Source organism: Hyalangium gracile, from assembly GCF_020103725.1.
Lineage (GTDB): Bacteria > Myxococcota > Myxococcia > Myxococcales > Myxococcaceae > Hyalangium > Hyalangium gracile.
Window position 1 is genome coordinate 349,924 of the sequence record NZ_JAHXBG010000006.1, and the last position, 22,676, is coordinate 372,599.

Here is a 22,676-nt window from a genome sequence, read left to right on the forward strand (position 1 = left end):
TGGGGTCGGAACGTAGCCAGCAAACCCCGGGGCGGCAGGCTCGTCGGGCGGGGACAGAGGCCGTTCTCGCGGGGCGTCGCCCAGGCGACAGGCGGAGTGTCCGCGAGTCCTCACCTCCCAGGCTCGACATAAGCTTGGCTCCATGAAGGTCGCCTGCGTGCTGCTGATGGTGGTGCTGTCTGGGGCGGGTCCGGCTTCTGCCTCGCAGAGCCCCGAGTCCACGGACGCGCCTCGTCAGCCCTTGTCCACGCCGCCGCTCGTCCCCGCGAACGACGCTGGCGAGCTCATTCCCCGTCAGGAGTCCTCCCGAAGGAAGGAGCCGGGCTTCTTGTCGCGCGCGGGGATCGGGCTGCTCGGGGGGATGGGAGGAGGCCTGGTGGGAGCAGGGGGAGGCGCGCTGATGGGGCACCTGCTCGCCCAGCCTGCTGGATGTGAGAGGAAGGTGTGTGCCGGAGCTCAGCTCTCGGGGGCCTACGTCGGGGCGCTCTTCGGAGTGCCTGCCGGGACCTACTTCGCGAGCAGGTACTCGGAAGGGCGGGGCTCGTACGTCTCCGCCCTTGCCGGCAGCATGGTGGGGTGGGGTGCAGTGGCGGTTGGCCAGTTCGTCCTCCTCTCCGCCGAGGGCATCAGCGAGGCGGATCCGGACGATGCGTTCCCTCTGGCGGTGCTGCTGACGCTGCCGGCCCTGGGCTCGACGCTGGGCTATCAGCTCTCGCACTCCCTCTCGCCCCAGAGGACCTACGACGATGACGCATGGGTGGTGGGCCGCGTGCTGCTCGAGCTTCTGTTTGGCAGCGTGGGCGGAGCCGCGGGGGCCGTGGGTGGGTTCGTCGGCGGCGTGGGCGCCTCCAACTGCCCGATCAGCGAGTCGTGCATCTCGACCGGGGATGAGCTCATCCTCAACAGCGTCACCTTCGCCAGCCTCACGGTGGGCAGCGTGCTCGGCGTGTATGGGGCTGGGGTGCTGTTTCGCAGCCGCGGAGGCTTCCTGCCAACGCTCGTCGGTGGAGTGCTGGGGGGTGGCATGGGCGGCCTCGTCCTGGCCACGCTCGAGAGCGACTGGTCGGTGCTCGTCATCGCGACGGCTCCCCTGGTGGGCGCCATCATTGGATACGAGGTGTCCAACGCCTTCGCCGAGTCCGAGGCGGCCCCGGCGGTGGGCACGCTCCGTCCAGCGACGAGTCTCGAGGTGCTGCCCGTCGTCGCCGCGACTCCGTCCGGAGGAATCCTCGGCGGAGTCGTGGGGCGGTTCTAGGCCTTGGGGACGATGACTCGCGATTCAATGAGCTTGGAATGGCAAGACCCTGAGCCCAGCCTGGCAGGCAGGACGCACTATCTGTCCCAGCCCTCCTGCTTCAGCAGCGCCGAGACGCGGGAGCGGACGTCATCGCGAATCTCGCGCACACGCTCCACCGGCTTGCCCTTGGGGTCCTCCAGCGGCCAGTCGCCACGCTTCAGCCCAGGCACATACGGGCAGGCGTCCCCGCAGCCCATGGTGATGAGCCACTGAGCGCCCCGGGCCAGCTCGTCCGTGAGGCGCTGGGGCCTGGCCCCCGACAGATCGATGCCCACCTCGGCCATGGCGGCCTGCACCTCGGGATGGACACGCTCCCCCGGCTGGGTGCCCGCGGACACGGCACGTGCCTTGGCGGGGTCCGCCAGCGCGTTGAAGAAGGCCGCCGCCATCTGCGAGCGACCGGCGTTGTGCACGCAGGCGAAGATGACCGTGTTCATGAGGATGGCTCCTGGGAAGCGGTGTGGGGCTACGGAGAGACCTTGCCCGGCTCGGACGGGGGCGCCTGGCCCTCGAAGCGGCGGGGCAGGACGGCGTCAGGGGCTTCAGGGAAGAGCCGACGCTTGAGCCCCAGCGAGAGGTAGACGAGCGCGATGAGGGCGGGCACCTCGATGAGCGGACCGACCACGCCCGCCAGCGCCTCCCCCGAGGCCATGCCGAACACGCCGACCGCCACCGCGATGGCCAGCTCGAAGTTGTTGCCCGCCGCCGTGAAGGAGAGCGACGCCGTCTCCTCGTAGCTGAAGCCCAGCCGGCGCGAGAGGAAGAAGGCGCTGGTGAACATGACGACGAAGTAGACGAGCAGCGGCAGGGAGATGCGCACCACGTCCAGCGGCAGGCGGGTGATCTTCTCTCCCTGCATCGCGAACATCAGGACGATGGTGTAGAGCAGGCCGAGCAGCGCGGTGGGGCCGAGGCGCGGCAGGAAGCGCTGCTCGTACCACTGCTCGCCCTTGAGGCGGGTGAGCCCGATGCGCGTCAGCGCGCCAGCCACCAGCGGCACGCCCAGGAAGATGAGCACGCTCCTGGCGATGCTCCCCATGGACACGTCGAAGGCGGTAACATCCGCGCCGAGCCAGCCCGGGATGACGGTGAGGAAGAGCCAGCCCAGCACCGAGTAGAAGAGGATCTGGAAGACGGAGTTGAGCGCCACCAGCACGGCGGCTACCTCGTTGCTGCCGCAAGCCAGCATGTTCCAGATGAGGACCATGGCGATGCAGCGGGCCAGGCCGATGAGCACCAGGCCATTGCGGTAGTGCGGCAGGTCCGGGAGGAAGAGCCAGGCCAGCGCGAACATCAGCACCGGCCCCACCACCCAGTTGAGCACCAGCGAGGTGGTGAAGAGCCTGCCGCGCGTGCGCAGCCGGCCCAGCTCTCCGTAGCGCACCTTCGCGAGCACCGGGTACATCATCCACAAGAGGCCGATGGCGATGGGCAGCGAGACGGTGTCCAGCTTCACCGTGTCCAGCCGGGCGCCCAGGTCCGGGAAGGCGCGGCCGAGGCCGATTCCCAGTCCCATGGCGGCGAAGATCCACACCGGCAGGAACCGGTCGATGACGGAGAGCTTCTTGACGATGCTGGGGGAAGGGGCGGTGGCGGTCATGGGAAGGAAGGCGGGAGGAGGGGAGAGGGCCGGGTGCTACTTGCAGGCGTTGGGACCACGGCTCTTGAGGAGGCGCTCGACGTCCTCGCGGAGCACCTCGCGCCTGGTGAAGGCGGCGACCAGGGCCTTGAGCTGCGCCTTGCACAGCTCGTCCAGCTGGGGGGCCAGCCGGTAGTAGACCCAGCTTGCGTCCCGGCGGGCCTCGACGACGCCGGCGTTCTTCAGCACGGCGAGCTGGCGGGAGGTGTTCGATTGCGTCAGCTGGAGGGCGGACTCGAAGTGGCAGACGCACAGCTCCCCGTGGCTGAGCAGCGCGACCATGCGCAGGCGCGTCTCGTCCCCCAGCGCCTTGAAGAGCCGGGAGGCGAAGCGGACATCCAGGGACTTGATGGCGGCCGACATGACGGAATTACGATATTGGAATGTCATGGTTCCGCAAGCCCCGTCTCCGTGACGGTTGTGTGACAGGCCCCCGAGTGGGCAGGCGCCTGGGGAGGTGACCGTGGTGGGCTCCGCTCGGAAGGAGGGCTCCGGCCACCGGGCCGCGGGCGCTTCACGCGGGCCTGGAAAGCCGACTACGCTTCGGGCCCGTGACCCCTTACACGGTGCTGCACCTCGCGCTCGCGGGAGCGTTCTGCGTTCTCGCGCTGCTGCACTTCGTGACGTGGATGGCGGTGAGGACCCAGCGGGTTCAGCTCTGGCTCGCCTCGAGCTTCCTCGGGTTCGCGGTGCTGAGCCTCACCACCGGCCTCACCAGCGACGAAGCCAGCTCGATGATCTCCGACACTCGCCCCTGGCTCCTGCTGGGCGTGCTCCCGTCGGTCCCGCTGCCCTACACGCTGCTGCGGGCGGCCTGGTCGCTGCTGGACGTGCCGCTCACGCTGTGGAGGCGCGTGATGCTGGGGGTGGCCCTCGTGCTGGGCGGGGTTCGCGTGCTGGATGTGTCCTGGTCCCTCTTCAGGCTGCCCGCGACGGGGATGACCGCGGAGACGCTCTCGCAGACCACCGCGGGCCTGAGCCTGCCGCTGTTCTGGCTCCTGGCCACCTGCGTGACGGGGCTCTGGGCCGTGGAGGCGGTACGGCTGCTGAGGCGCCGGGGCGCGATGGCCGTGGCGGTGCTCGGCGCGGCCCTGGTCGCGCTCGCGCTCCTGGGCCGTGAGCTCGCCATCGATCTGGGGTGGCTCCCGGGGCCCTCGCTCTTCGTGCTCGTGGGGCTGCCCTTCCTGATGCTCGCCTCCGCCTCGCTGGCCATCCTCACCGCGCGCTCCCTGCGAGGCGCGGACCTGGGCACCGGCATCCATCGCTACCGCCGGCTGCTCCAGCTCGGCCGGGGCGGCATGGGAGAAGTGTGGCTGGCGGTGCGGACCGGGCGCGCGGGGTTTCATCGGCTGGTGGTCCTCAAGCGGATGCTCGAGGACGAGCAGGAGGACCTGACCGTCCAGGTCCAGCGCTTCATCGGTGAGGCGCGGACCTCCGCGCGCCTGCATCACCCGAACATCGTCTCGGTCCACGATCTCGGGCAGATCGACGGCGCGTGGTTCATCGTCATGGAGTACCTGAGCGGTGTGAGCGTGTTCGAGCTCTTCCGGCGCGTCGCCCAGGGAGGCAGGCTGCCGCTCGAGGTGATCGTCGAGATCGGCCAGCAGGCCCTGCGCGGGCTGGCCTACGCGCACGAGCATGGCGTCATCCACCGCGACATCAGCGCGGACAACCTGTTCGTGTCCTTCGATGGCGTGGTGAAGGTGGTCGACTTCGGGATCGCCCACCGCTCCGGGGAAGCCCAGGAGCGCACCGCCCCGAGAGCCGCCGCGCCCGTCGACACGCGGCTCACGCAGGCAGGGCTCGTCATCGGAAAGGCCGCGTACATGCCTCCCGAGCGGCTCGAAGGGGCGGATGCGACCGTGTCCGGCGATCTCTTCGCGCTGGGCTGCGTGCTCCATGAGCTGCTGTTCGGCGAGCTTCCCGACGTGGCGACTCATGGCAACGCGCTGCCGAGCCTGGAACGTCGCGACGCGCCCGCCGCGTATCAGCTGCTCCGAGGAGTTCTCGAGACCGCGCTCCACCCACAGGCGGAGCAGCGCTTCGCCGACGCGAGGGCCTTCCTGCTTGGGCTCGAGCAGGTCCGGCATGCGCTACCGGCGGTCGAGCTCGCGACCTGGTTGCGCGAGAACTTCGCGGACCGGTGGGCGCGCGAGCGGGCGCTGCTGGAGCTCAGCGATCCGACGCCCGAGGAGGTGGAAGCGCTGCGCACGGGCGAGCTGCCCAAGTCCCCCGCCGCGGCGGCGGAGACCACGCGGCTCGTCGCGCCGCGAGCCGCACCCGGGCCCGTGGCGGAGCAGGAGACGCAGCTCAAGCCGCGAGGCCAGCAGCGCTGAGCGCCGCCGGCAGGCGCAGCCTCGCCACTAGAGAGCGGGGCAGGTGGGACCCAGGGGGCGTTCCGGCTCGAAGTGGAACACGAGCTGGTGCCCCCTTCCTCGTGGACCGGGCCCCTGCCTGTCGGCCGGACTGGTTGCGAACTGGTATGACAAGCATACCAGTCGGCGGAGTTCTCGCCCGACACGGACGAGTGGCACAGCCAGGAGCGAGGGGGCCTCAGGTGACGCAGTCCTCGTCATGCTCCTACAATGAGCAGGGAGGGGGCCCGCGGCCCTCCGTCCGAGTGCGACATGGCCTGTGCTGTGATCTCGATACTGCTGGTCGCCACCGTGGTGGTGTGGCCGATGCTTCTCGACGGATACGAGAAGCAGCCCAGGTGGCGCTGGGGAGAGGGGGGCCGTGGGCAGCCCGTATCCCTTCGGAGCCGATGGATCATCGGCTCCTGTCTCGTGGCCCTCCCCCTGCTCCTCATCCCCGAGGTCAGGGAGCTGATTCCCGTGCGGCTGCGGTTGGCCCCCGTGCAGGGCCTCGTGGTGGTGTTCCTGATGCTCCTGCTGGCCGTATGGCTCGTCCAGCGGCTCCCGCTCATTCCCAGGCGGCGACGCCCTTCCTCGCTCAGCCGTGGCGAGCAGCGCCAGCTACGGCGGGAGAGGAAGGAGCAGCGGCTGCGCCGGGCCCAGGCGCGTCGGAACGGCTAATTCCGTACCCTACGGGGAGGGGCCCCCGGTCATCCTCTATCCCACGCAGGAGAGGGAGCAGTGGGTCCGGGTGACGTTCGAGGCCTTTGATTCGCTCCGGGTGTGTCGCGGCGAGTATGTGCCCTATGAATATGAGGACGAGGAGTACTCCGGCGTGTTCCTCGTCGAGAACTCCGCGTGGCTCCAGGAGCGGCACGCCTACGAGGCGAAGCACTGCCGCCGCTCATGCGAGTTCGGCGGGGATGTGGACGAGATGCTGACGGACTTCAAGCTGTTCGCGCGAGGAGTGTGGTTCGAGGCGTCACGGAGGCGGTTCGTGCTCGGAGCCAGGCCCAAGGCGCACCCGCTGGCGGAGCTGCCGGAGTCCCGCACGACACAGCGCTTCACGGTGGCGGGAATCACCTGTCAGGTGCGGACCGATCCCCGTCCGCTGGAGGAACTCGTGAAGGGGGCACGGTACTGCTCGCAGCCGCTGTTCCACTTCGCGCTCGAGTTGGAGGGCCGGCCCAGGGTCTCCAGGAGCGTGGTCCTCCGGGAACGGGGCCCTGGGGCGCGGCCCGAGCCCTGGGGCTGAGCTTCCTCGGGCTGTGGCGGAACCGGCTCGAATCAGCTACGCCTGCCAGCGGCCAACCCATGCCCAACCCTCCTATCGTCCTTGCTGGTGCCACGGGTGATCTCGGCGGACGCATCGCGCGCGAATTGACCCAACGCGGTGCCTCCGTTCGGGCGCTCGTGCGTCCAGGAACCCCCGCCGAGCGGACCGAGGCGCTGCGAAAGCACGGCGTCTCGATCTCCGAGGTGAACCTCGCCGATGCGACCAGTGTCGCTCGCGCCTGCGAAGGCGCCCCGTGTGTCGTCTCCGCGCTCTCCGGACTGCGCGAGGTGATCATCGATGCCCAGGGCGTGCTGCTCGAGGGCGCCGTCAAGGCCGGGGTGCCGCGCTTCATTCCCTCCGACTTCTCGATCGACTTCACCCGGCTGCCTGCTGGCTCGAACCGCAACCTCGACCTGCGCCGGGAGTTTCATACGCGGCTGGAGCGCGCGCCCATCGCGGCCACGTCCATCTTCAACGGGATGTTCACGGATCTGCTCGTCGGTCCCGCGCCGATGATCCTCTTCCGGTTCCACCGGGTGCTGTTCTGGGGGAGCGCGGAGCAGCGGCTGCCCTTCACGACCATCCAGGACACCGCGGCGTTCACGGCGCTGGCCGCGATGGACTCCCAGACGCCCCGTGTGCTGCGCGTCGCGGGCGATGTGCTCGATGCGCGGGGGCTGGCCGCGGTGGCGACCGAGGTGACCGGCGAGCGCTTCCAGCCGCTGCGAGCCGGAGGGCTCGGGCGCCTGGGTGCGATGATCCGTGTGATGCGCATCCTCGGCCCTGGGCGCCACGGCGTGTTTCCGCCGTGGCAGGGGATGCAGTACATGCACAACATGTTCAGCGGCCTTGCTCCCATCGAGCCGCTGGACAACGAGCGCTATCCCGGTCTGCGCTGGACCTCCGTCCGCGACGTGCTCGCCGAGAACGAGCCGAGGCGGCGCAGGGCAGGGGGGAAGGCTCGAGCGTAGTGCGCCCGAGGTGCCGACGCCGGGCCTGGTGCCTTCCTCTCTCAGCAGTGGCGAGCGGCGCCAACCGCGACGGGAGAGGAAGCAGCAGCGGCTGCGCCGGACCCAGTCGCGCCGGAACGGCTAATCCGGGCTCACCGGTTCACATGGCCGTCGTAGAGGTTGATGTCGATGTGCTCCGCCGTGATGTCGCCGTCGAAGTGCGTGTAGCGGATTGGCGCGTGTCGTCGGACGTGTTGGCGCATGAGGCAATGGTCGTGACGGCCGTGAGACATCGGGCTCGCTCGAGTGCTGCTCTCCGCACACTCAGGCGGCCGGAGCGTCACGTGGAGAGGAGGGAATCATCTCCCATCGGGCAGGATCCGCGCCGCTATGGATGCCATCACTTCCTGCCGCTCCTTCCTGCGTGCCATGCCGTGGGGCATGGCTGCGCTGCTTGCACCGCTCGCCCAGGCCTGGCCAGGCGAGGAGGCGCCCACGGCGGCTTCCCAGCCGGCGCAGCCCGCCGAGTCCCCGCCGCCGCCCGCTTCCGACAGTCCAGCGACGAGGATTCGCTGGCGGCCCGGCAAGGGCTTGGAGATCAACAGCGAGGATGAGCGCTTCCGGCTGGTGACGCGGCTGCGCGGGCAGTTCCTCTACCAGGCGGAGGACACGCCCGCGGAGGACGAGGGGCGTACGTTCGAGCACGGCTTCATGCTCCGCCGCGCCCGGGTGGCCTTCTCCGGCTTCATGTTCGGGGAGCACAACACGTTCAAGCTGGAGCTGGCCTTCTCGCCGAGAGACATTGGCTTCACGGACCTGTCGGGCGACGAGAGTCCGCCCCAGACGAACCGCGACAACGTCGCGACGCTGTCGCCGCTGCTCGAGCTGTACATGGAGTTCGACCACCTGCGCGACCTGACGCTCCGGGTGGGGCAGTACAAGGTGCCCTTCAACCGCCAGCGGGTCATCTCATCGGGGGACCTGATGCTCGTGGATCGCTCCATCGTGAACAGCGAGTTCAACCTGGACCGGGACATTGGAGTGGACCTGCGCTCCGAGGACCTCTTCGGTCTGGGGCTGCTCCGGTACTACGCGGGCGTCTTCATTGGAGGAGGGCACAGCTACAACGCCATCGCGGCGCCGGGGCTGATGGCGCTGGCCCGGGTGGAGGTGCTCCCCTTCGGAAGCTTCGAGGACTACAGCGAGGCGGACCTGAAGCGCTCCGAGAAGCCGGGCCTGTCGCTCGGAGCGGCCTTCGCGCACCTGGAGAAGGCCCGTGCCACGCGGGGCATTCTCGGACGCGCTCCGCGAGACGACGGGACGACCGACTACGACGTGTTCACCGTGGATGCGATGTTCAAATGGCGGGGGTTCTCCGCCCAGTCGGAGTTCAGCTCCCGCCGTGGCAGCCGCAACGCGGGGGATGCGGTGGATGACGAAGGAGCCCCGGTGCCCACCGAGGCCGCGCGCAACGGCTACGGCTGGTTCCTCCAGGCGGGCTACCTGCTCCCGAGGATCGACCTGGAGTTCTCGGCCCGCTATTCCCTCGTTCGGGGCAGCGGCGACGACACCAGCCTCTCCCACGCGAACGAGGCCGGCGTGGGCGTGAGCTACTACTTCCACGAGCACTCCTTCAAGCTGCAGGGCGACGTGTTCCGGATCTGGGAGCCGGGCTCGGGCGAGCGCGACAATCAGTTCCGCGTCCAGCTGCAGACCGCGTTCTGACCCCGTGTCTTGACTCGGTACGCCATTTCACAGAGGGTCCTGGCATGCGGATCAAGAAGCCCTACTCCGAGGAAGACAGGAAGATCACGGAGAAGATCTACACCTACTGCCTGATGGAGAACCTGGATGACTTGTGGGTGGAGGAAGATCAGCACGAGAACTTCAAGATGCTTCTGGAGATAGAAGGCCTCGCGCGTCATCCCTTGAAGGGCGCGTCGGTGCTGGACGTGGGCTGTGGCACGGGGGATCTCGTCGCGGTGCTCGAGCCGTACGAGGTGGGCGAGTACCTGGGGATCGACATCGTCGAGCCTTCCATCGGGCTCGCTCGTGTGAAGCATCCCCATCGCGTGTTCGAGCGAGCGGACTTCCTCGCGGTGGAGCTGAAGCAGAAGTACGACTTCGTCTTCGGGTCAGGGACGCTCGCCCTGAGGCTTGAAACGGATAACCACGTCATCATGGAGGCCTTGATCGACAAGATGTGGGAGGCAGCTCGCGTTGGCGTGGCATTCAACTTCCTGGTGCCGAAGCATGAGGGACAGACGGATGACTCGCTCTTTCTCTATGACCTGGACAGAGTCTTGTCGTTCTGCGGAAAGGTGACAGCCGGGGCACGGATGGAGCACCGGATGAACCATGCCGGGCCTGAAGGGCTGTTCCAGCAGGCTCACGTCTATCTTTACGGCAAGTCCTGAGCGCATCACGCCCACGAGGCGAAGCATCGCCAGGGGCGGACCGATGAACGTGTGGGGCCCGGGGGCCACAGGGTGTGGGGTGGGCCCTCCTTGATTCCACGCGCAGGGTGCGCCTCATGGGCCATGTTCCCAGGAGCGCCCGCGCAAACGCCCCATGGCATGTGACTTGCCTTGGGGTCGCACCTGCTTCCGTGCCGTTCAGCGCCTTCCAGGGAGTGGTGCATGCCCGCAGTCAGTCCTCGCCGACGTTCATCCTCTTGGGTCCTCATCCTGTCGCTCTCCGTCGCGGGAGTGCTCGCTGGCTGCGGGTCGTCGGAGCCACCCGATGAGACTCCTTCACCCGACGCGGGGAGTCCTCCAACCGACGGGGGGATTCCAACCGACGGGGGAGCTCCAACCGACGGCGGGTATCCACCCCCACCGCCCCCTCCGTTCACCTGGGGCACTGGCACGGACACCGGCACGCTCTCGGGCAACGTGTGGACCCCTGGGCGTGACGCGACAGGGCTCGTGAACGAGGTGTCGTGGGCCATCGTCCCCAAGGGGCGGTGGATCGAGGTGGCTGGCACGCCGCTCACCTCGCTCGATGCGGCGATCAAGGCGGCGATCCCTGGCTTCCGGGACCTCGGTTCCCTGGGGCTGGCCGGCGTCATCAACGCCTACTCCGGCGTGGGGGTCGACGCGCCTCGCGCCCGCTGGTGGGCCTTCGGCGGCGGGCACAACGACAGCACCAACAACGGCCTCTACCGCTTCGACATGGCGACGATGCGCTGGAGCATCGAGCAGCTCCCCGACAACCCGGCGAACTGGGCGGGAGTCCCCTGGGGGATCACCTACAGCTCCTACCCGCCCGCCATGGACTACGCCAAGGCCCACCCGGACAGCGACGTCTTCTCCGATGAGTTCTTCGATCCGGCCCGGCCCGCCGCGTCCACCGGCCACCCGGTGGCTCGCCACACGTACAACGGCATCGTCTACAACCCGGACCTCCAGGAGGTGGCCTTTGGCATCCGGCGGATGTGGCGCTACAGCCTGGTCACCCACTCCTGGAAACGCCACAACCCCTTCAACACTCCGGGAGCCACCTACAGCGGGGAGACCGGTTACGGCGGCGCGCTGGGCTGGACGTTCTGGGACGAGGTGAACCACCGTTATCTGTTTGGTCCCACGGAGAACTACAACTATTCGAGGTGGTGGTCCTTCGACACCGACGACCAGACCTGGAACTGGGAGGTGATCACTCCCCCCGCCTGGTCCTTCGCCCAGATGGTCCGGGTCGGTCGCAAGCTGGTGAGTTTCCCCTATCCGGATCCGAGGCACGTGTCCTTCCCTCCGAGGCTGGTCACGTACGACATGGACACGACGAAGTGGGAGTACCTTCTCCTGGGGAGCACCCTCGAGGAGTCACGCATCAACAAGAGCGATGACTTCGAGGGGATGATCTTCACCTACGTCCCGTCGCTCCAGCGCTACATCGCCGCGTTCCCGTATGACCGCGATGGGGATGGCACGTTCGAGTACCGGACCTTCAAGATCGACCTGAGCGACCTCAAGCTCATCGAGGCTCCGGAGTACGAGGCCGGCGCCTTCGGCGGGTGGCACAACCTCGTCAAGAACCGCTTCTTCTACCTGGCCACGCACGACGCTCTCGTCTACGTGCGCAAGGGAGAAGAGAACCTGCGCGTCTTCCGGCTCCCCTGAGCGCCCGCGGCGCGCGAGGAGCCTACCTGGCGCGCCGAATCATCTCGTAGGCGGCATTGATGGTCCGCGTCTCCTCCTCGGCCACCTCCTTGAGCTTCTTGCCAAGGTTCGCCACCCGGTCAGGGTGGTACTCCAACGCCCGCGTCTTCCAGGCGGTGCGGACATCCTGGCTCGAGGCGTCCGGACCCACTCCCAGCACGTCGTACGGATTGAGCCTGGCGGGGGAGGTGGGCAAGCCGGGTGCTTGCCTGCCACTGCCGCCACGGGCGTTGTCCGCCAGCGTCTTCAGCCGCTTGACGAACTCCTGGCGGAGCCGCTGCTTACGCTCGTCGGCCCGGGCGCGAACCATGAGCCGGCTCAGGGTGTCCACCAGAGGACCCTCACCCGTGCTGTCCGGGTGGGACTCGCGCCACACGGCCCGCGCGCCCTTGAAGATGACCGGCTCGTCCGGGCCCAGCTGCTCGGCCCAGGCCCCACTGAGCCGCTCCAGACAGGTCTGGAGCGCCCACGGAGAGGCCACCGCCATTCCGATGCTCTCGCCCACGTACTGGATGCAGCTGACCAACTCCCGCGGAAACACCGAGGCGGCCTTGCCAGGGTGCACCACGCACAGGTGGGACCTCTCGAGGAACCACCTCAGGGCTGCTGTACTCTCACAGTAGATGATGGCGGCCATGGGCGGTGGACCGTGGGAGACCTGTGCTACAGGGCACAACAGCCCTGTGGCGCGATTAGACTTGCGCGGCGGAGCGCGTCAAGAAACTGGCCGCCTGCCTCACATGGGGGAGCCCCGGTAGGCCCCCCTGTTTTCCACCTCACGAAAAAATTCTTCGTCCATTTCCGGGTCCCCGAGCATTTGAGGACATGAGTCACCGCAAGGGTGCGGGTGGAGGGGGCATTCGAGATGCGCGCGCGTTCGAAGGCGAGGCGTTGGGGTGGGGGGCGGGAGGCGGTAGGGGTGGGAGGGCGACGCGGGTGGGTGCTGGCGGCGCTGGCGCTCGCGGCCTGTGGAGGGGGAGCGCTCTCCACGCCCGCCGAGGAACCGGTCCCCATCATCGTGCCAGACGTGGTGCCAGACGTGGAGACGCCGACAGTTCCCGGCCCGGAGGGGACGGTCGATGGCCCCACCCAGCCTCCCCCCGACTCAGGGGCACCCGAGCCAGCGCCGGAGCCGGAGCCCAAGCCGCCACACAGCCCCGTGTCGCGGAGTGCCTGGTGGCGGGCCTCCTTCTACGCGGGGGTTGCGCCGGCGGGCCTGGCCGTGGGCGACTTCAACCATGACGGCGCTCCCGATGTCGCCATCAATGGGAGCGGCCGCAACTACACCAGCGAGTATGTCTCCCGAGTGGGTGAGTTCCTCGTGTTGCTCAACGACGGGACTGGCGAGCTCTCGACGGTGTCGGGCTGGCGCCGGACGAGCAGCCTGTTGGCGCCCCTCGTGGTCGCGGACGTCAACGGGGATGGCCAGCTGGATGCGCTCGGGGGAGGCCCCTATGGCGCCTTTGTGTTGCTCGGTCGGGGAGATGGCGGCTTCGCCCCTGATGCCTGGGGCATGGGCTCATCCATCGTCTCCAGTCTCGGAGTCTGGACGAGCGGCACTGGGACACCGCTGCTCTGGTCCCTGCACAGCTACGACGCCATCGACATGATGACTCCGGGGGGCTTCTACCTGCGCGAGGGGAACAGTGACGGGGGCTCCAGGTCTCGTCACCTCTCGTATCCCGATGGGCAGCGGGTCGTTGAACCGATGAGCGAGGGCCTGGTGGCCGTGGTGGCGGACTTCAACGAAGACGGGCTCATGGATGTCGTGTTCAGCCATGCGCTCTCCACGCCAGGCGGGCCCTCGCAGATCTTCATCGGAGATGTTCTCTCCCACGTCAGCGCTGGCGGGCTCCTTCCGTTGAGCCATGCCTTTCAGCAGATGGAGACCGCGGACCTCGATGGGGATGGCCATCAGGATCTGCTCGCCCTGGCGGGGGACACCGTCTGGGGCTTCCTCGGAGATGGCCACGGTGGCTTCTCCGTGGCGTCGTCGCTGCGGCTCGACTCGGCTCCCCAGCGCCTGGCCGTCACCCACCTGGACAAGGACGGCGTCCCCGACGCAGTGGCCGTGCACTCCCAGCAAGGGGCGGTGTCCCTCCTGCGAGGTCTGGGAGATGGGAGGTTCGTCGAGCATGGCGAGCTGGCCGTGGGCCGGACTCCGACCGCCGCGATCGCCGCGGACCTGGATGGAGACGGTACTCCGGAGCTCCTGGTCACCGAGGCGGATGACAATGCCGTGTCCGTGTATGCGATCCCCGCGCGGTCCGTGCATGAGCCGAGAGCTCCCTTCACCTGCGCCCTGTCCTCGCAGCCCGAGCAGTCCGACCCGCTTCCGCCTGTCTCTCCGGTGATGACCTGGGAGACGGGAGGCGTCGGCACGGAGGTCGTGGCCGTGGGGGACTTCGATGGGGACGGGCGGAAGGACTTCGCCCTCGCGGAGCCCTCGGAGGGAGTGCGCATCGTCGGAAATCCCCTGGGTGCGCCGCTGAGCTGGCGCGTTCCCGCCGGACCGATGCAGTACCTCGCGGCCGGGGACTTCGACGGAGACGGGAGGGAGGACCTCGCTTTCAGTTCCTACACCGATGAGGCCGGCATCCTCTGGAACGACCCGGCGGAGGAGCCCTTCAGCTCCGCGCAGATCCTCAAGCGGGGCGAGGGAGGCGGAGGCATCGTGGCCGCGGACTTCAACCGCGACGGGCACGAAGAGCTGGTGGTGACGTTCAAGGGCCCCTGCATCGGCTCGGCGAACCTGTTCACGCATCAGGGCAACCGTCAGTTCCGTGCCCAGGCCATGAGTGACTTCAACCCCGAGCCCGATGACAGGTGCTACGGGCACCGCTCTCCGGTGGCTGGTGATTTCAATGGGGATGGCACGCTGGACTTCGCGGACGTGACGCTGGGAATCAACCTCCAGCCCATTGCTCCGGACGGCACGTTGCTGCCCGGCCATGGATTCCAGGCGGACTACGCCTACTCCATCTCGTTCGAGGCCGTGGACGCGGACGGGAACGGAACCCTGGACATGGTCTACAAGCGGCCCGGCAGCCAGAGCGTGACGTTCTTCCTGGGGGATGGGCATGGCACGCTGCAGGCGCCATGGGCCTGCTCGTTGCCCACGGTGGACTCGGTGCTGACGCTGGAGGACCTGAATGCCGATGGCCTCGCGGACCTGACGGGGACGACGGAGAACGGCACCCGGTTGTGGGTGTTGCCGGGAGCCGGCGGGGGGAAGTGGGGCCAGCCGAGGACCTACTCCGTGGACGGGCCTGTCAGCTGGGTCAAGTCCGTGGATGTGCTCGGAGATGCTCGGCCCGAGCTCGTCGTGCTCTCCCAGTCTGGCCGGCTCCACGTGTTTCCCAAGCCAGCGCCGTGACTGCTGGAGGTGCCGACAAGGGCCCCGGACGGGGTGGCTCAGCCCGGCTCGTGCTGGCGGCGGTACTCGCCGGGGGTGGTGCCCGTCCAGCGGCGGAAGGCTCGGTAGAAGGCGCTCAGCTCCGTGAAGCCGGCGGCGAACGCCACCTCGATGATCTCCATGCGGCTCCGGGCGATGAACTGCTGCGCCACCTCGCGCTTCACCTCATCGAGAAGCCGCGTGAAGGAGGTGCCCTCCTGCTGGAGCTCGCGCTGAAGGGTGCGCGGGCTCGCCTTCAGCTCCGCCGCGGTCTCCTCGAGCGTGGCGCGCCCCTCCGGGAGTAGATCGAGCAGCACGGTCCGGACCCGGTCGCAGGCGCTCCGCGAGCCCATCCTGTGCAGCATCTCGTTGGCGTGGCGCTGGAGGACCTCGAGGAGGAAGGGGTCCGGCTCGCGCAGCGGCAGGTCGAGCACCGAGGCGGGAAGGACGAACTCGTCATGGGGGCAGCCGAAGCGCACCGGAGCTCCCAGGATGCGCTCGCGCTCGGCCCGCGGCTCGATGGGAGGATGGCTGAAGCGCACCTCCAGCGCTCGCCAGGGCGCCACGGTGGCCTCGCGGGCGGTGCGCAGCAGGCTGCCCGCGTAGAACTCGGACCCCTGGGGATTCATCGGAGGGGAGGGGGGGCGGACCCGCCAACGCACGAACGCCTGCGAGCCGCGCACCTCGAGCTCCGTCTCCTGGCTGTCGTTGGTCAGCGGGAGGTAGCGGATGATGCGCTCGAAGGCCGAGCGCAGCGTCGGGCTGGCGCGGAACAGGTACACCTTGACGCCGTGAGCCGTGCTGCGGATGCGCTCGGTGAGGTGGAGGCCGATCGTGGGATCGCCCGTCATGCGCTCCAGCTCGCGGAAGAGGGTCATCGCGACGGCGACCGGGAGGCGGCCGTCCCTCTCCTGAAGCGCTTCCGGCGTGACGCCAATCGCGCCCAGGAGCGCCTCCCGCGAGATGCCCATCTCCTCGGCCGCATCCACCACCGTGGCAATCGCCTGAGCCGCGATCGAGCCTCTGCGCATGGCTGGTCACTATATCGAGGGTGTGCTCCGGCCGGCTTCGTCCCCGGCGGAGCACTCCGACACCCCTGGAGGGCAGGAAGAATCCAGCCTGCCTGTCCGAGGTGGACTCAGCGTCCGCCCGCCGTCGGCTCGCCGTTGAGGTACGTCTGGACTACCCGGATCTTGCTGATCTTCGTCGGGTCTCCACCCCGGCTCGGGTCGAAGTCGAGCGGGTTGGCGTCGAGCACGACGAAGTCCGCGATCTTGCCCTGCTCGATGCTCCCGAGCCACGCGTCCAGCTCATGTTGCCGCGCCGGCTCCAGGGTGATGGCCCGCAGCGCCTCCTGGACGGTGGCGACATGCTCTGGACCGAGTACGAAGGACTTCTCGAGCGCGGGATAGGCCCAGGTGCGCCGGGTGACGGCCTGCTCGACGTACCAGAGCGGGCGCGGCGGCGTCACGAACGAGTCGCTGTGCAGCGAGAACGGGACGCCATACTGGCGATCGAAGCCGACCGGGTCGATGTTCCGCGCCGCGTCCTCGCCGAGCATCCCCACGAAGGCGTTGCCCCAGTAGGCGACGTGGCCGATGAGGTGGGTCACCCGGGCATCGAGCGGGGGCGTCTTCTTGCCGTCCTTCGCCACGTAGCTCCCATTGCGCAGGCCGGCGATGCGCTGGGTGGTGTCCAGGGCTCCCACCGTGTCGTGGATGAACAGCACCCGGTGCGGATTCTGGGCCTCCTGCTGAAGGCTCGCGAACGCATCGATGGCCCACTGGATGGCCTCGTTGCCGTTGGCGTGCACCTGGAAGCGCCACTCCTTCGCCAACCACAGCGGCCGGAGCTGGTCGGCGACGTCCGCGGGGCCCTTGTAGTTGGCCCGCCCCTCCTCCGAGCCCGCGCAGTGCCCCGGAGACTGATAGCGGTACGGGAGCTGGAGCTTGGCCGTGCACCCCTGGGTCGAGCCGTCCACCCACAGCTTGATGCTGCCCGCCCCGAGCCACTTCGGCAGCTTGCAGGAAGCGTCCCGCTGGGGGTCGCAGGCGGGCCCCGTGGGCCGCAGCAGCTCACGCTTCTCCTTGGCGTCATATGCGGCCTGGTAGAAGACGACACCGGTCATTCGCATCGGGAACGCCGGATCCTCCGCGAGGAGCTTCGCCGCCTCGAGCTGCTGCTTGCTCATCAGTCCACCTTCGGAGAGGGTGGTGAGCCCCGCCTCGCGCATCTCCTGGATGGTCCGCTTCATGCTCGCGGTGGACTCCGCGATGAGCCTGCGCGGGTCGGACTCGAGCAGCGCGAGCGGGGTGAGGCTCTTGCCCATCGCCTGAAGGAACGGCTTGAATCCAGCCTCCTCACGGATGAGCCCGGTGAACTGCCCGTCCTTGCCCTTCACCCACTCTCCACCGGTTGCCGCCATGGAGGCGGGAGGGCACTCCTGGTGCTCCTTCTTCAAGGAGGCGCACGTGACGTCGATGGCCTTCTGGTTCACGTAGGCCAGGTGACCCGACTGATCCACGATGAAGACCGGGCGGTCCGCGCTCACGCAGGCAGCCAGATACTTCTTCGGCAGGTCCGCGAAGGACGGAGTCGTCTGCTGTCCTGCGCAGGGGGACGGGCTGAACTGCTGCCGCGAGGGGTCCAGGTTCACCCCGAGCAGGAACTCGTCGGAGGGCGCCTTGGCGGAGGCAGCGGGCTGCATCGTCTGGAGCGCCTCGAGCAGCTCGTTCTTGCAGCTCGACGGGTTCGCGGAGGAGTAGGGGCCCGGCAGGCACGGAGCCAGATCATGGAGGCCGGCCATGTCCTGGATCAGCGTCATGAGGGTGTGCATGTGCGGCTCGATGAAGCCGGGCAGCAGCACCTGCTGCGGCTCCAGGCGGACGATCTTCATGCCCTGGCCCCGCGGCGCCTGGAGGAGCTCCTTCTCCGTGCCCACCTCGAGGATGCGCCCCTTGCTGTCCACCGAGACGGCTTCGGCGATCGTCCCCTGGTCGTCCATGGTGAGGATCTTCCCGATGAAGACGGTAACGGAGGACTCCGGGGAGGGACGGCCTCCGCCTCCCGTCGTGGCGCAGGCGCAGAGCAGCCCGAGCCCGAGCCCGAGCAACACCGAGGGCCAGGGCAGGTGACGGAGAGGGAAGGCGCTTCGGGGTGAGCGTCGCGGCACGGGGTACCTCCTGGGGGGCAGGGCGGAGTCAACGCCGGGATGGGGACGTCCCGGCGAGTCATATCAAGCGTGCCATGGCAGGGGAGTGAACGCGTTCACTCGATGCCGGTGAGCCCGCTCACAGCGCCGGCCGGCTGGCTCAGCCCTGGCCCGAGCCCGCGGGATCCGTCGAGAGCAGGCTGTAGACACGAAGGCTGATGTAGTGACCGTCCTTGATCTCGCAGTCGCGCAGGGTGCCCTCGTAGCGGAACCCCATGCGCTCCAGGAGCCGATTGCTGGCGGTGTTTCCTTCCTCCACCAGCGCCTCGATGCGGTGGATGCCCTTCTCCCGTCGCATGTAGTGAAGCAGGGCGGGCATCGCTTCCGTGATGATGCCCTGCCCCCAGAAGCGCGGGAGCAGCCAGTAGCCGATCTCGGCTTTCTTGTGCTGGGCTTGATGATGGTTGTACCCGATTGCGCCCAGGGGTTCCTGGCTCTGCCTGCTGACGATCTTCCACCACTGCCCGGTCCCCTCCCGCTCCAGGGTCTCGTAGAAGTCCATCTGGGCCTTGGTGGCTTCGAGTGAATCGTACCGGACCCCGTAGAAGGGAATCACCCGCGGGTGGCTCAGGCCTTCGAAGATGAAGGGCTGGTCCCCTGGCTCAATCCGCTGCAGGGTGAAGCGGTCCGTCGTGAGGGGTGAGGGCATCACCTGGCACTGAACCACACGAGGTGCGGGTGTCCAAGCCTCCCGCTACCAGCTGGGGGTGGAGTCCCGCAGCCGCGCGGCCAGACGAGTGAAGCGCTTCTGGGTCTCCCCGTTGCGCACCGCGAGCCCCAGCGCCTTCCTGCTCCCCACGAGCACCACCAGCTTCCTGCCTCGCGTCACCCCGGTGTAGAGCAGGTTGCGCTGCAGCAGCGTGTAGTGCTGCGTGTGCAGGGGCAGCACCACACACGGGTACTCGCTGCCTTGCGACTTGTGCACACTGGTGGCGTAGGCGAGCACCAGCTCGTCCAGGTCCGCCCACGCGTAGACCACCCGCCGCCCGTCGTAGCGCACCACCAGCTCCTGCTCCTCCCGATCGATGGCCTCCACCCGCCCGATGTCTCCGTTGAAGACGCCGAGCTCGTAGTTGTTGCGCACCTGCATTACCTTGTCGCCCACCCGGAACGTCCGGTTGCCCCGGGAGAGCTCCTCCCCGGAAGGGTTCAGGTGCTCCTGAAGCGTGGCGTTGAGGTTCGCGGTGCCGATGAGGCCCCGGTTCATCGGCACGAGCACCTGCACCTCGTCCACCGGGTGCAGCCCGAAGCGGCGCGGAATGCGCTCCTTCACCAGCGTCTTGAGGGCCGCGAGGATGGCCTCGGGCTCCTCCTTCTCGATGAAGTAGAAGTCGGCCAGCGCGTCCGCGGGGGGCACCTGGGGCAGCTCCCCCTGGTTGATGCGGTGGGCGTTGGTGATGATGAGGCTCTCCTGGGCCTGGCGGAAGATGTGCTTCAGCCGCACCACTGGCACGTGCCCGGAGGCGATGATGTCCTGGAGGACGCTGCCCGGGCCCACGCTCGGCAGCTGGTCCACATCCCCCACCAGCAGCAGCTGACAGTGGGGCGGCAGCGCCTTGAGCACGTTGAGCATGAGCAAGGTGTCCACCATGGACACCTCGTCGAGCACCAGCACATCGGCCTGGAGCGGGTTGTGCCGATCGCGCTGGAAGCTGTGGGTGCGCGGGTTGTACTCGAGCAGCCGGTGGATGGTCTCCGCCTCTCGCCCCGTCGTCTCCCCCAGCCGCTTGGCCGCGCGCCCGGTGGGAGCAGACAGCAGGATCCGGCGCTCCTTCTTCTCCAGGATGGAGAGGATGACGTTGACCAGCGTCGTCTTCCCGGTGCCCGGGCCGCCGGTGATGACGAGCACCTTGGACACCATCGCCTGTCGCACGGCCTCCTTCTGCTCGGGGGCGAGCGAGAGGCCCTGGTGGCCCTCGGCCCAGGCGATGGCTCGCTCCACGTCCACCTCCAGGGGACGGGCGGGCCAGGCGCACAGCGCCTTGAGGAGGTTGGCGACACCGATCTCCGAGACGTGGAGGGCCTTCAGGTACACCGCCTCGCACGCATCCTCGGGGCGGGGGAGGGCCAGGGCACTGGCCTTCTCCACGGCGATGTACTCGGCGGCGTCCAGCCGGGTGATGGCCGCCTCCACGAGCGGGGGCGGTACCTCCAGCAGCTCCACGGTGCGCGCGGTGAGCTCGTCGCGCGGCGCGTAGAGGTGGCCGTCCTCGGAGAACTCGCGCAGCACGTGCAGCACCCCTGCCTCGGCGCGCTTGGGCGAGTCGGAGGGCACGCCGAGCGAGCGGGCGATGCGGTCGGCGGTGAGGAAGCCGATGCCGTACACGTCGATGGCCAGCCGGTAGGGGTTCTCGCGCACGACGTCGATGGCTCGGGCGCCGTACTGCTTGTAGACCTTCACCGCGAAGCTGGCGGGTACTTCGTGGGACTGCAGGAAGACCATCACCTGGCGGATGTCACGCTGCTCGGCCCAGGTGTCGCGCAGGAGCTTGCGGCGCTTCTCCCCGAAGCCCTTCACCTCCGCCAGCCGCTCGGGCTTCGAGTCGATGATGTCGAGCGTCTCCAGGCCGAAGTGCTCCACCAGGCGGCGAGCCATGGCCGGGCCCACGCCCTTGACCAGGCCGCTGCCGAGGTACTTCTCGATGCCCACCAGCGTCGCCGGCTTCACCGTGGAGAAGGAGCTGACGCGGAACTGCTCGCCGTACTTGCGGTCGTGCACCCACTGGCCTGTGAGGCGCAGGGACTCCCCGGGCTGGACGCCCAGGAGGTTTCCCACGGCGGTGATGGGCTCCTTGCGTCCGGAGAGCACCACCCTCACCACGCTCCAGCCGGCCTCCTCGTTGGAGTAGGTGACGCGCTCGAGGCTTCCCTCCAGGGTGGTGGGAGGGCGCTCGTCGCGGCCTGAGGGGCTGCCTTCGCGCGTGGCGGGCAGGCGGCCTCCCCCGTCGGCGGCGGAGCCCGAGGAGGGACGGGAGGCGGACATGACGCGGAGGTTATCAGGGAGCTGGCCTCGAGGCAGCGGAAGGCCAGGAGCCGTTGAAGGGCCGCACGCCTGGGAGCCGGCCGAGCAGGAGGACCTACTTATCAGCGTCGAGGACGACCGAGACGAGGCAGGCCTTGGCGGTGCGCGAGAAGCCCAGACGGAGGCTGCCCCAGGGCTGGGAGTAGCTCAGATAGATTGGAGAGTCCGGGGGCTGGTGGGGCGTGGGAACGGAGAGCTCCGGGGAAGGCCCGAAGTGGTGCCGTGCTTGCTCCTGGGTCACACACGTGGAGGGGGCGATCTCGAACAGAAGCAAGCCATCCTTGCGGTGGGACTTGGAGGTTGGCACACGCAGCTCGACGTTGTGGAGGGGCGCTTTCGCCGTGTCCTTCGCACGGTAGACCGTGAAGTAGGCATTGGAGACAGAGACCTCGGGCTTGAGAGAGGTCGCCATGAGCCGGTCCACCTCTTCGAGCTTGAAGGGGCGGCTTGCGGCCAGGGTGGAGATCAGCGCCAGGATCGTGGATGAGGTCATCATGACTAGGACAAGGTCTCCAATGTAGCGCCGGTAGGAGGAGGCAGACCATCAACCCTCGAGATTTCTGGGCTTCTCGGGATGGAGGCGGCGGGAATCGAACCCGCCGCTCGGAGTTTCTGGCGAGCGCGATCCCACTCTGGTCGAGCGCCGTTTCCGTAAGACTGCAATGCTGGGGGAGGCGAGCGATGTGGGGCACGGCCTGCTCCGGCACGTGGAGCGGGCCTTTACCTGGTACCTGGCGTGCGGAGTATTGGCGCACGGCTTCGCGCAGGTGTGTTGTGAGAGGCTCAAGTGGGCGTTGCCTGGGTAGCTGCCGGCGGGCCCTTCCCGTCAGGATCCCACACGTACTCCTCGGTGGGAGTCAGCTTCAGGTTCGTGAAGCCGTGCCGCTGGACGAACTCGGCGAAGCGCTCGGAGACAACAAGACTGCCCCGCTTGCCGCGAGGCCGGAACACGTCCTCCCCTTGCCAGGTGCCCGGCTCCAGGGCAAAGCCGTGAACGGAATCCACTCCAGCGGAGCGACACTCGGGGCAGGTGATGGGCTCTGATCGGCGGATACGGCTCCGTGCCGCATCCACGGCGCCCTGTCCGAAGCAGGCCGTGACGGCGAAGTAGGAGGGTACGGCATGTGGCGAGGGCCCCTTGCGCTTCCTGCGCACGCGCACCATCTCTACGGGGTTGAAGCCCAGCAGACCTGTCAATCCTTCTGCCCGGAATGCCTGGGCGAAGCGCTCGGAGATGAGCACCTCATATCCGGGCCCTGCTACGAAGTCCCCTGGCACCTGACCATGGAGTTCCAAGGCGACGCGGTAGGGGGGCAGCCACGTCAGCATTCCCATGTGCTCGCCACACCGTGGGCAATGGGGGGCATCCCCGAGAT

General features: G+C 68.3%; 19 protein-coding genes. 9 read left to right on the forward strand and 10 right to left on the reverse strand.

The window, feature by feature from the left end; genetic code table 11:
* Positions 1-142 precede the first annotated feature (142 nt).
* Positions 143-1,255 carry a hypothetical protein gene (locus KY572_RS14380; RefSeq protein WP_224243174.1) on the forward strand — a complete coding sequence of 371 codons (1,113 nt, stop codon included), beginning with the start codon at positions 143-145 and terminating at the stop codon, positions 1,253-1,255.
* A gap of 77 nt (positions 1,256-1,332) precedes the next feature.
* Here KY572_RS14380 and KY572_RS14385 read toward each other — a convergent pair whose 3' ends face one another.
* From KY572_RS14385 to KY572_RS14395, 3 genes are read right to left on the reverse strand one after another with little or no spacing between them, the layout of a single operon-like run.
* A complete protein-coding gene (locus KY572_RS14385; protein WP_224243175.1) occupies positions 1,333-1,734 on the reverse strand; it encodes an arsenate-mycothiol transferase ArsC in 402 nt (133 codons plus the stop codon).
* Positions 1,735-1,763: 29 nt separating this feature from the next.
* Complete coding sequence (gene arsB / locus KY572_RS14390) at positions 1,764-2,897, reverse strand: ACR3 family arsenite efflux transporter (RefSeq protein ID WP_224243176.1); 1,134 nt, start codon at positions 2,895-2,897, stop codon at positions 1,764-1,766.
* 36 nt (positions 2,898-2,933) lie between these two features.
* Positions 2,934-3,299, reverse strand: coding sequence for an ArsR/SmtB family transcription factor (locus tag KY572_RS14395; RefSeq protein WP_224243177.1), 366 nt, complete (start codon positions 3,297-3,299; stop codon positions 2,934-2,936).
* Positions 3,300-3,487: 188 nt separating this feature from the next.
* Here KY572_RS14395 and KY572_RS14400 point away from each other — a divergent pair, with 188 nt between their 5' ends.
* The 7 genes from KY572_RS14400 to KY572_RS14430 all read left to right on the forward strand — a co-directional run bounded on the left by KY572_RS14400 (position 3,488) and on the right by KY572_RS14430 (position 11,634).
* On the forward strand, positions 3,488-5,272 hold the full coding sequence (locus tag KY572_RS14400; RefSeq protein ID WP_224243178.1) for a serine/threonine-protein kinase: 1,785 nt from the start codon (positions 3,488-3,490) through the stop codon (positions 5,270-5,272).
* Positions 5,273-5,617: 345 nt separating this feature from the next.
* Positions 5,618-5,971, forward strand: coding sequence for a hypothetical protein (locus KY572_RS14405; protein WP_224243179.1), 354 nt, complete (start codon positions 5,618-5,620; stop codon positions 5,969-5,971).
* Between the two features lie 70 nt (positions 5,972-6,041).
* Positions 6,042-6,545: a hypothetical protein gene (locus KY572_RS14410; protein WP_224243180.1), complete on the forward strand. Its 504-nt coding sequence runs from the start codon at positions 6,042-6,044 to the stop codon at positions 6,543-6,545.
* Between the two features lie 59 nt (positions 6,546-6,604).
* Positions 6,605-7,537, forward strand: a complete 933-nt coding sequence (locus KY572_RS14415) for an aromatic alcohol reductase (RefSeq protein WP_224243181.1) — start codon at positions 6,605-6,607, stop codon at positions 7,535-7,537.
* 369 nt (positions 7,538-7,906) lie between these two features.
* Positions 7,907-9,241, forward strand: coding sequence for an OprO/OprP family phosphate-selective porin (locus KY572_RS14420; RefSeq protein WP_224243182.1), 1,335 nt, complete (start codon positions 7,907-7,909; stop codon positions 9,239-9,241).
* A gap of 44 nt (positions 9,242-9,285) precedes the next feature.
* Complete coding sequence (locus KY572_RS14425; RefSeq protein WP_224243183.1) at positions 9,286-9,933, forward strand: class I SAM-dependent methyltransferase; 648 nt, start codon at positions 9,286-9,288, stop codon at positions 9,931-9,933.
* A gap of 510 nt (positions 9,934-10,443) precedes the next feature.
* Positions 10,444-11,634: a hypothetical protein gene (locus tag KY572_RS14430; RefSeq protein WP_224243184.1), complete on the forward strand. Its 1,191-nt coding sequence runs from the start codon at positions 10,444-10,446 to the stop codon at positions 11,632-11,634.
* A 22-nt stretch (positions 11,635-11,656) separates the two neighbouring features.
* Here KY572_RS14430 and KY572_RS47780 read toward each other — a convergent pair whose 3' ends face one another.
* Entirely contained in the window at positions 11,657-12,241 is a 585-nt protein-coding gene (locus tag KY572_RS47780) for a J domain-containing protein (protein WP_224243185.1), read from the reverse strand.
* Between the two features lie 351 nt (positions 12,242-12,592).
* Here KY572_RS47780 and KY572_RS47785 point away from each other — a divergent pair, with 351 nt between their 5' ends.
* On the forward strand, positions 12,593-15,049 hold the full coding sequence (locus KY572_RS47785) for an FG-GAP repeat domain-containing protein (protein WP_224243186.1): 2,457 nt from the start codon (positions 12,593-12,595) through the stop codon (positions 15,047-15,049).
* Positions 15,050-15,087: 38 nt separating this feature from the next.
* On the opposite strand, the gene KY572_RS14445 is transcribed toward KY572_RS47785, so the two are convergent.
* The 6 genes from KY572_RS14445 to KY572_RS14470 form a co-directional block, all read right to left on the reverse strand.
* A complete protein-coding gene (locus tag KY572_RS14445; RefSeq protein ID WP_224243187.1) occupies positions 15,088-16,098 on the reverse strand; it encodes an AraC family transcriptional regulator in 1,011 nt (336 codons plus the stop codon).
* A 107-nt stretch (positions 16,099-16,205) separates the two neighbouring features.
* Complete coding sequence (locus KY572_RS14450; RefSeq protein WP_224243188.1) at positions 16,206-18,239, reverse strand: amidohydrolase; 2,034 nt, start codon at positions 18,237-18,239, stop codon at positions 16,206-16,208.
* Between the two features lie 139 nt (positions 18,240-18,378).
* Entirely contained in the window at positions 18,379-18,927 is a 549-nt protein-coding gene (locus KY572_RS14455) for a GNAT family N-acetyltransferase (RefSeq protein WP_224243189.1), read from the reverse strand.
* Positions 18,928-18,972: 45 nt separating this feature from the next.
* On the reverse strand, positions 18,973-21,261 hold the full coding sequence (recD2, locus tag KY572_RS14460) for an SF1B family DNA helicase RecD2 (RefSeq protein WP_224243190.1): 2,289 nt from the start codon (positions 21,259-21,261) through the stop codon (positions 18,973-18,975).
* 94 nt (positions 21,262-21,355) lie between these two features.
* Entirely contained in the window at positions 21,356-21,796 is a 441-nt protein-coding gene (locus KY572_RS14465) for a hypothetical protein (protein WP_224243191.1), read from the reverse strand.
* Positions 21,797-22,083: 287 nt separating this feature from the next.
* Positions 22,084-22,635, reverse strand: a complete 552-nt coding sequence (locus KY572_RS14470) for an imm11 family protein (protein WP_224243192.1) — start codon at positions 22,633-22,635, stop codon at positions 22,084-22,086.
* Between the last annotated feature and the right edge of the window lie 41 nt (positions 22,636-22,676).

Bases quoted from the DNA above. Each gene is read 5' to 3' on its own strand.
- KY572_RS14380 (WP_224243174.1), top strand. From the start codon at position 143: ATGAAGGTCGCCTGCGTGCTGCTGATGGTGGTGCTGTCTGGGGCGGGT.
- KY572_RS14385 (WP_224243175.1), bottom strand. From the start codon at position 1,734: ATGAACACGGTCATCTTCGCCTGCGTGCACAACGCCGGTCGCTCGCAG.
- arsB (WP_224243176.1), bottom strand. From the start codon at position 2,897: ATGACCGCCACCGCCCCTTCCCCCAGCATCGTCAAGAAGCTCTCCGTC.
- KY572_RS14395 (WP_224243177.1), bottom strand. From the start codon at position 3,299: ATGTCGGCCGCCATCAAGTCCCTGGATGTCCGCTTCGCCTCCCGGCTC.
- KY572_RS14405 (WP_224243179.1), top strand. From the start codon at position 5,618: ATGCTTCTCGACGGATACGAGAAGCAGCCCAGGTGGCGCTGGGGAGAG.
- KY572_RS14415 (WP_224243181.1), top strand. From the start codon at position 6,605: ATGCCCAACCCTCCTATCGTCCTTGCTGGTGCCACGGGTGATCTCGGC.
- KY572_RS14420 (WP_224243182.1), top strand. From the start codon at position 7,907: ATGGATGCCATCACTTCCTGCCGCTCCTTCCTGCGTGCCATGCCGTGG.
- KY572_RS14425 (WP_224243183.1), top strand. From the start codon at position 9,286: ATGCGGATCAAGAAGCCCTACTCCGAGGAAGACAGGAAGATCACGGAG.
- KY572_RS14445 (WP_224243187.1), bottom strand. From the start codon at position 16,098: ATGCGCAGAGGCTCGATCGCGGCTCAGGCGATTGCCACGGTGGTGGAT.
- KY572_RS14455 (WP_224243189.1), bottom strand. From the start codon at position 18,927: ATGCCCTCACCCCTCACGACGGACCGCTTCACCCTGCAGCGGATTGAG.
- recD2 (WP_224243190.1), bottom strand. From the start codon at position 21,261: ATGTCCGCCTCCCGTCCCTCCTCGGGCTCCGCCGCCGACGGGGGAGGC.
- KY572_RS14465 (WP_224243191.1), bottom strand. From the start codon at position 21,796: ATGATGACCTCATCCACGATCCTGGCGCTGATCTCCACCCTGGCCGCA.
- KY572_RS14470 (WP_224243192.1), bottom strand. From the start codon at position 22,635: ATGGGAATGCTGACGTGGCTGCCCCCCTACCGCGTCGCCTTGGAACTC.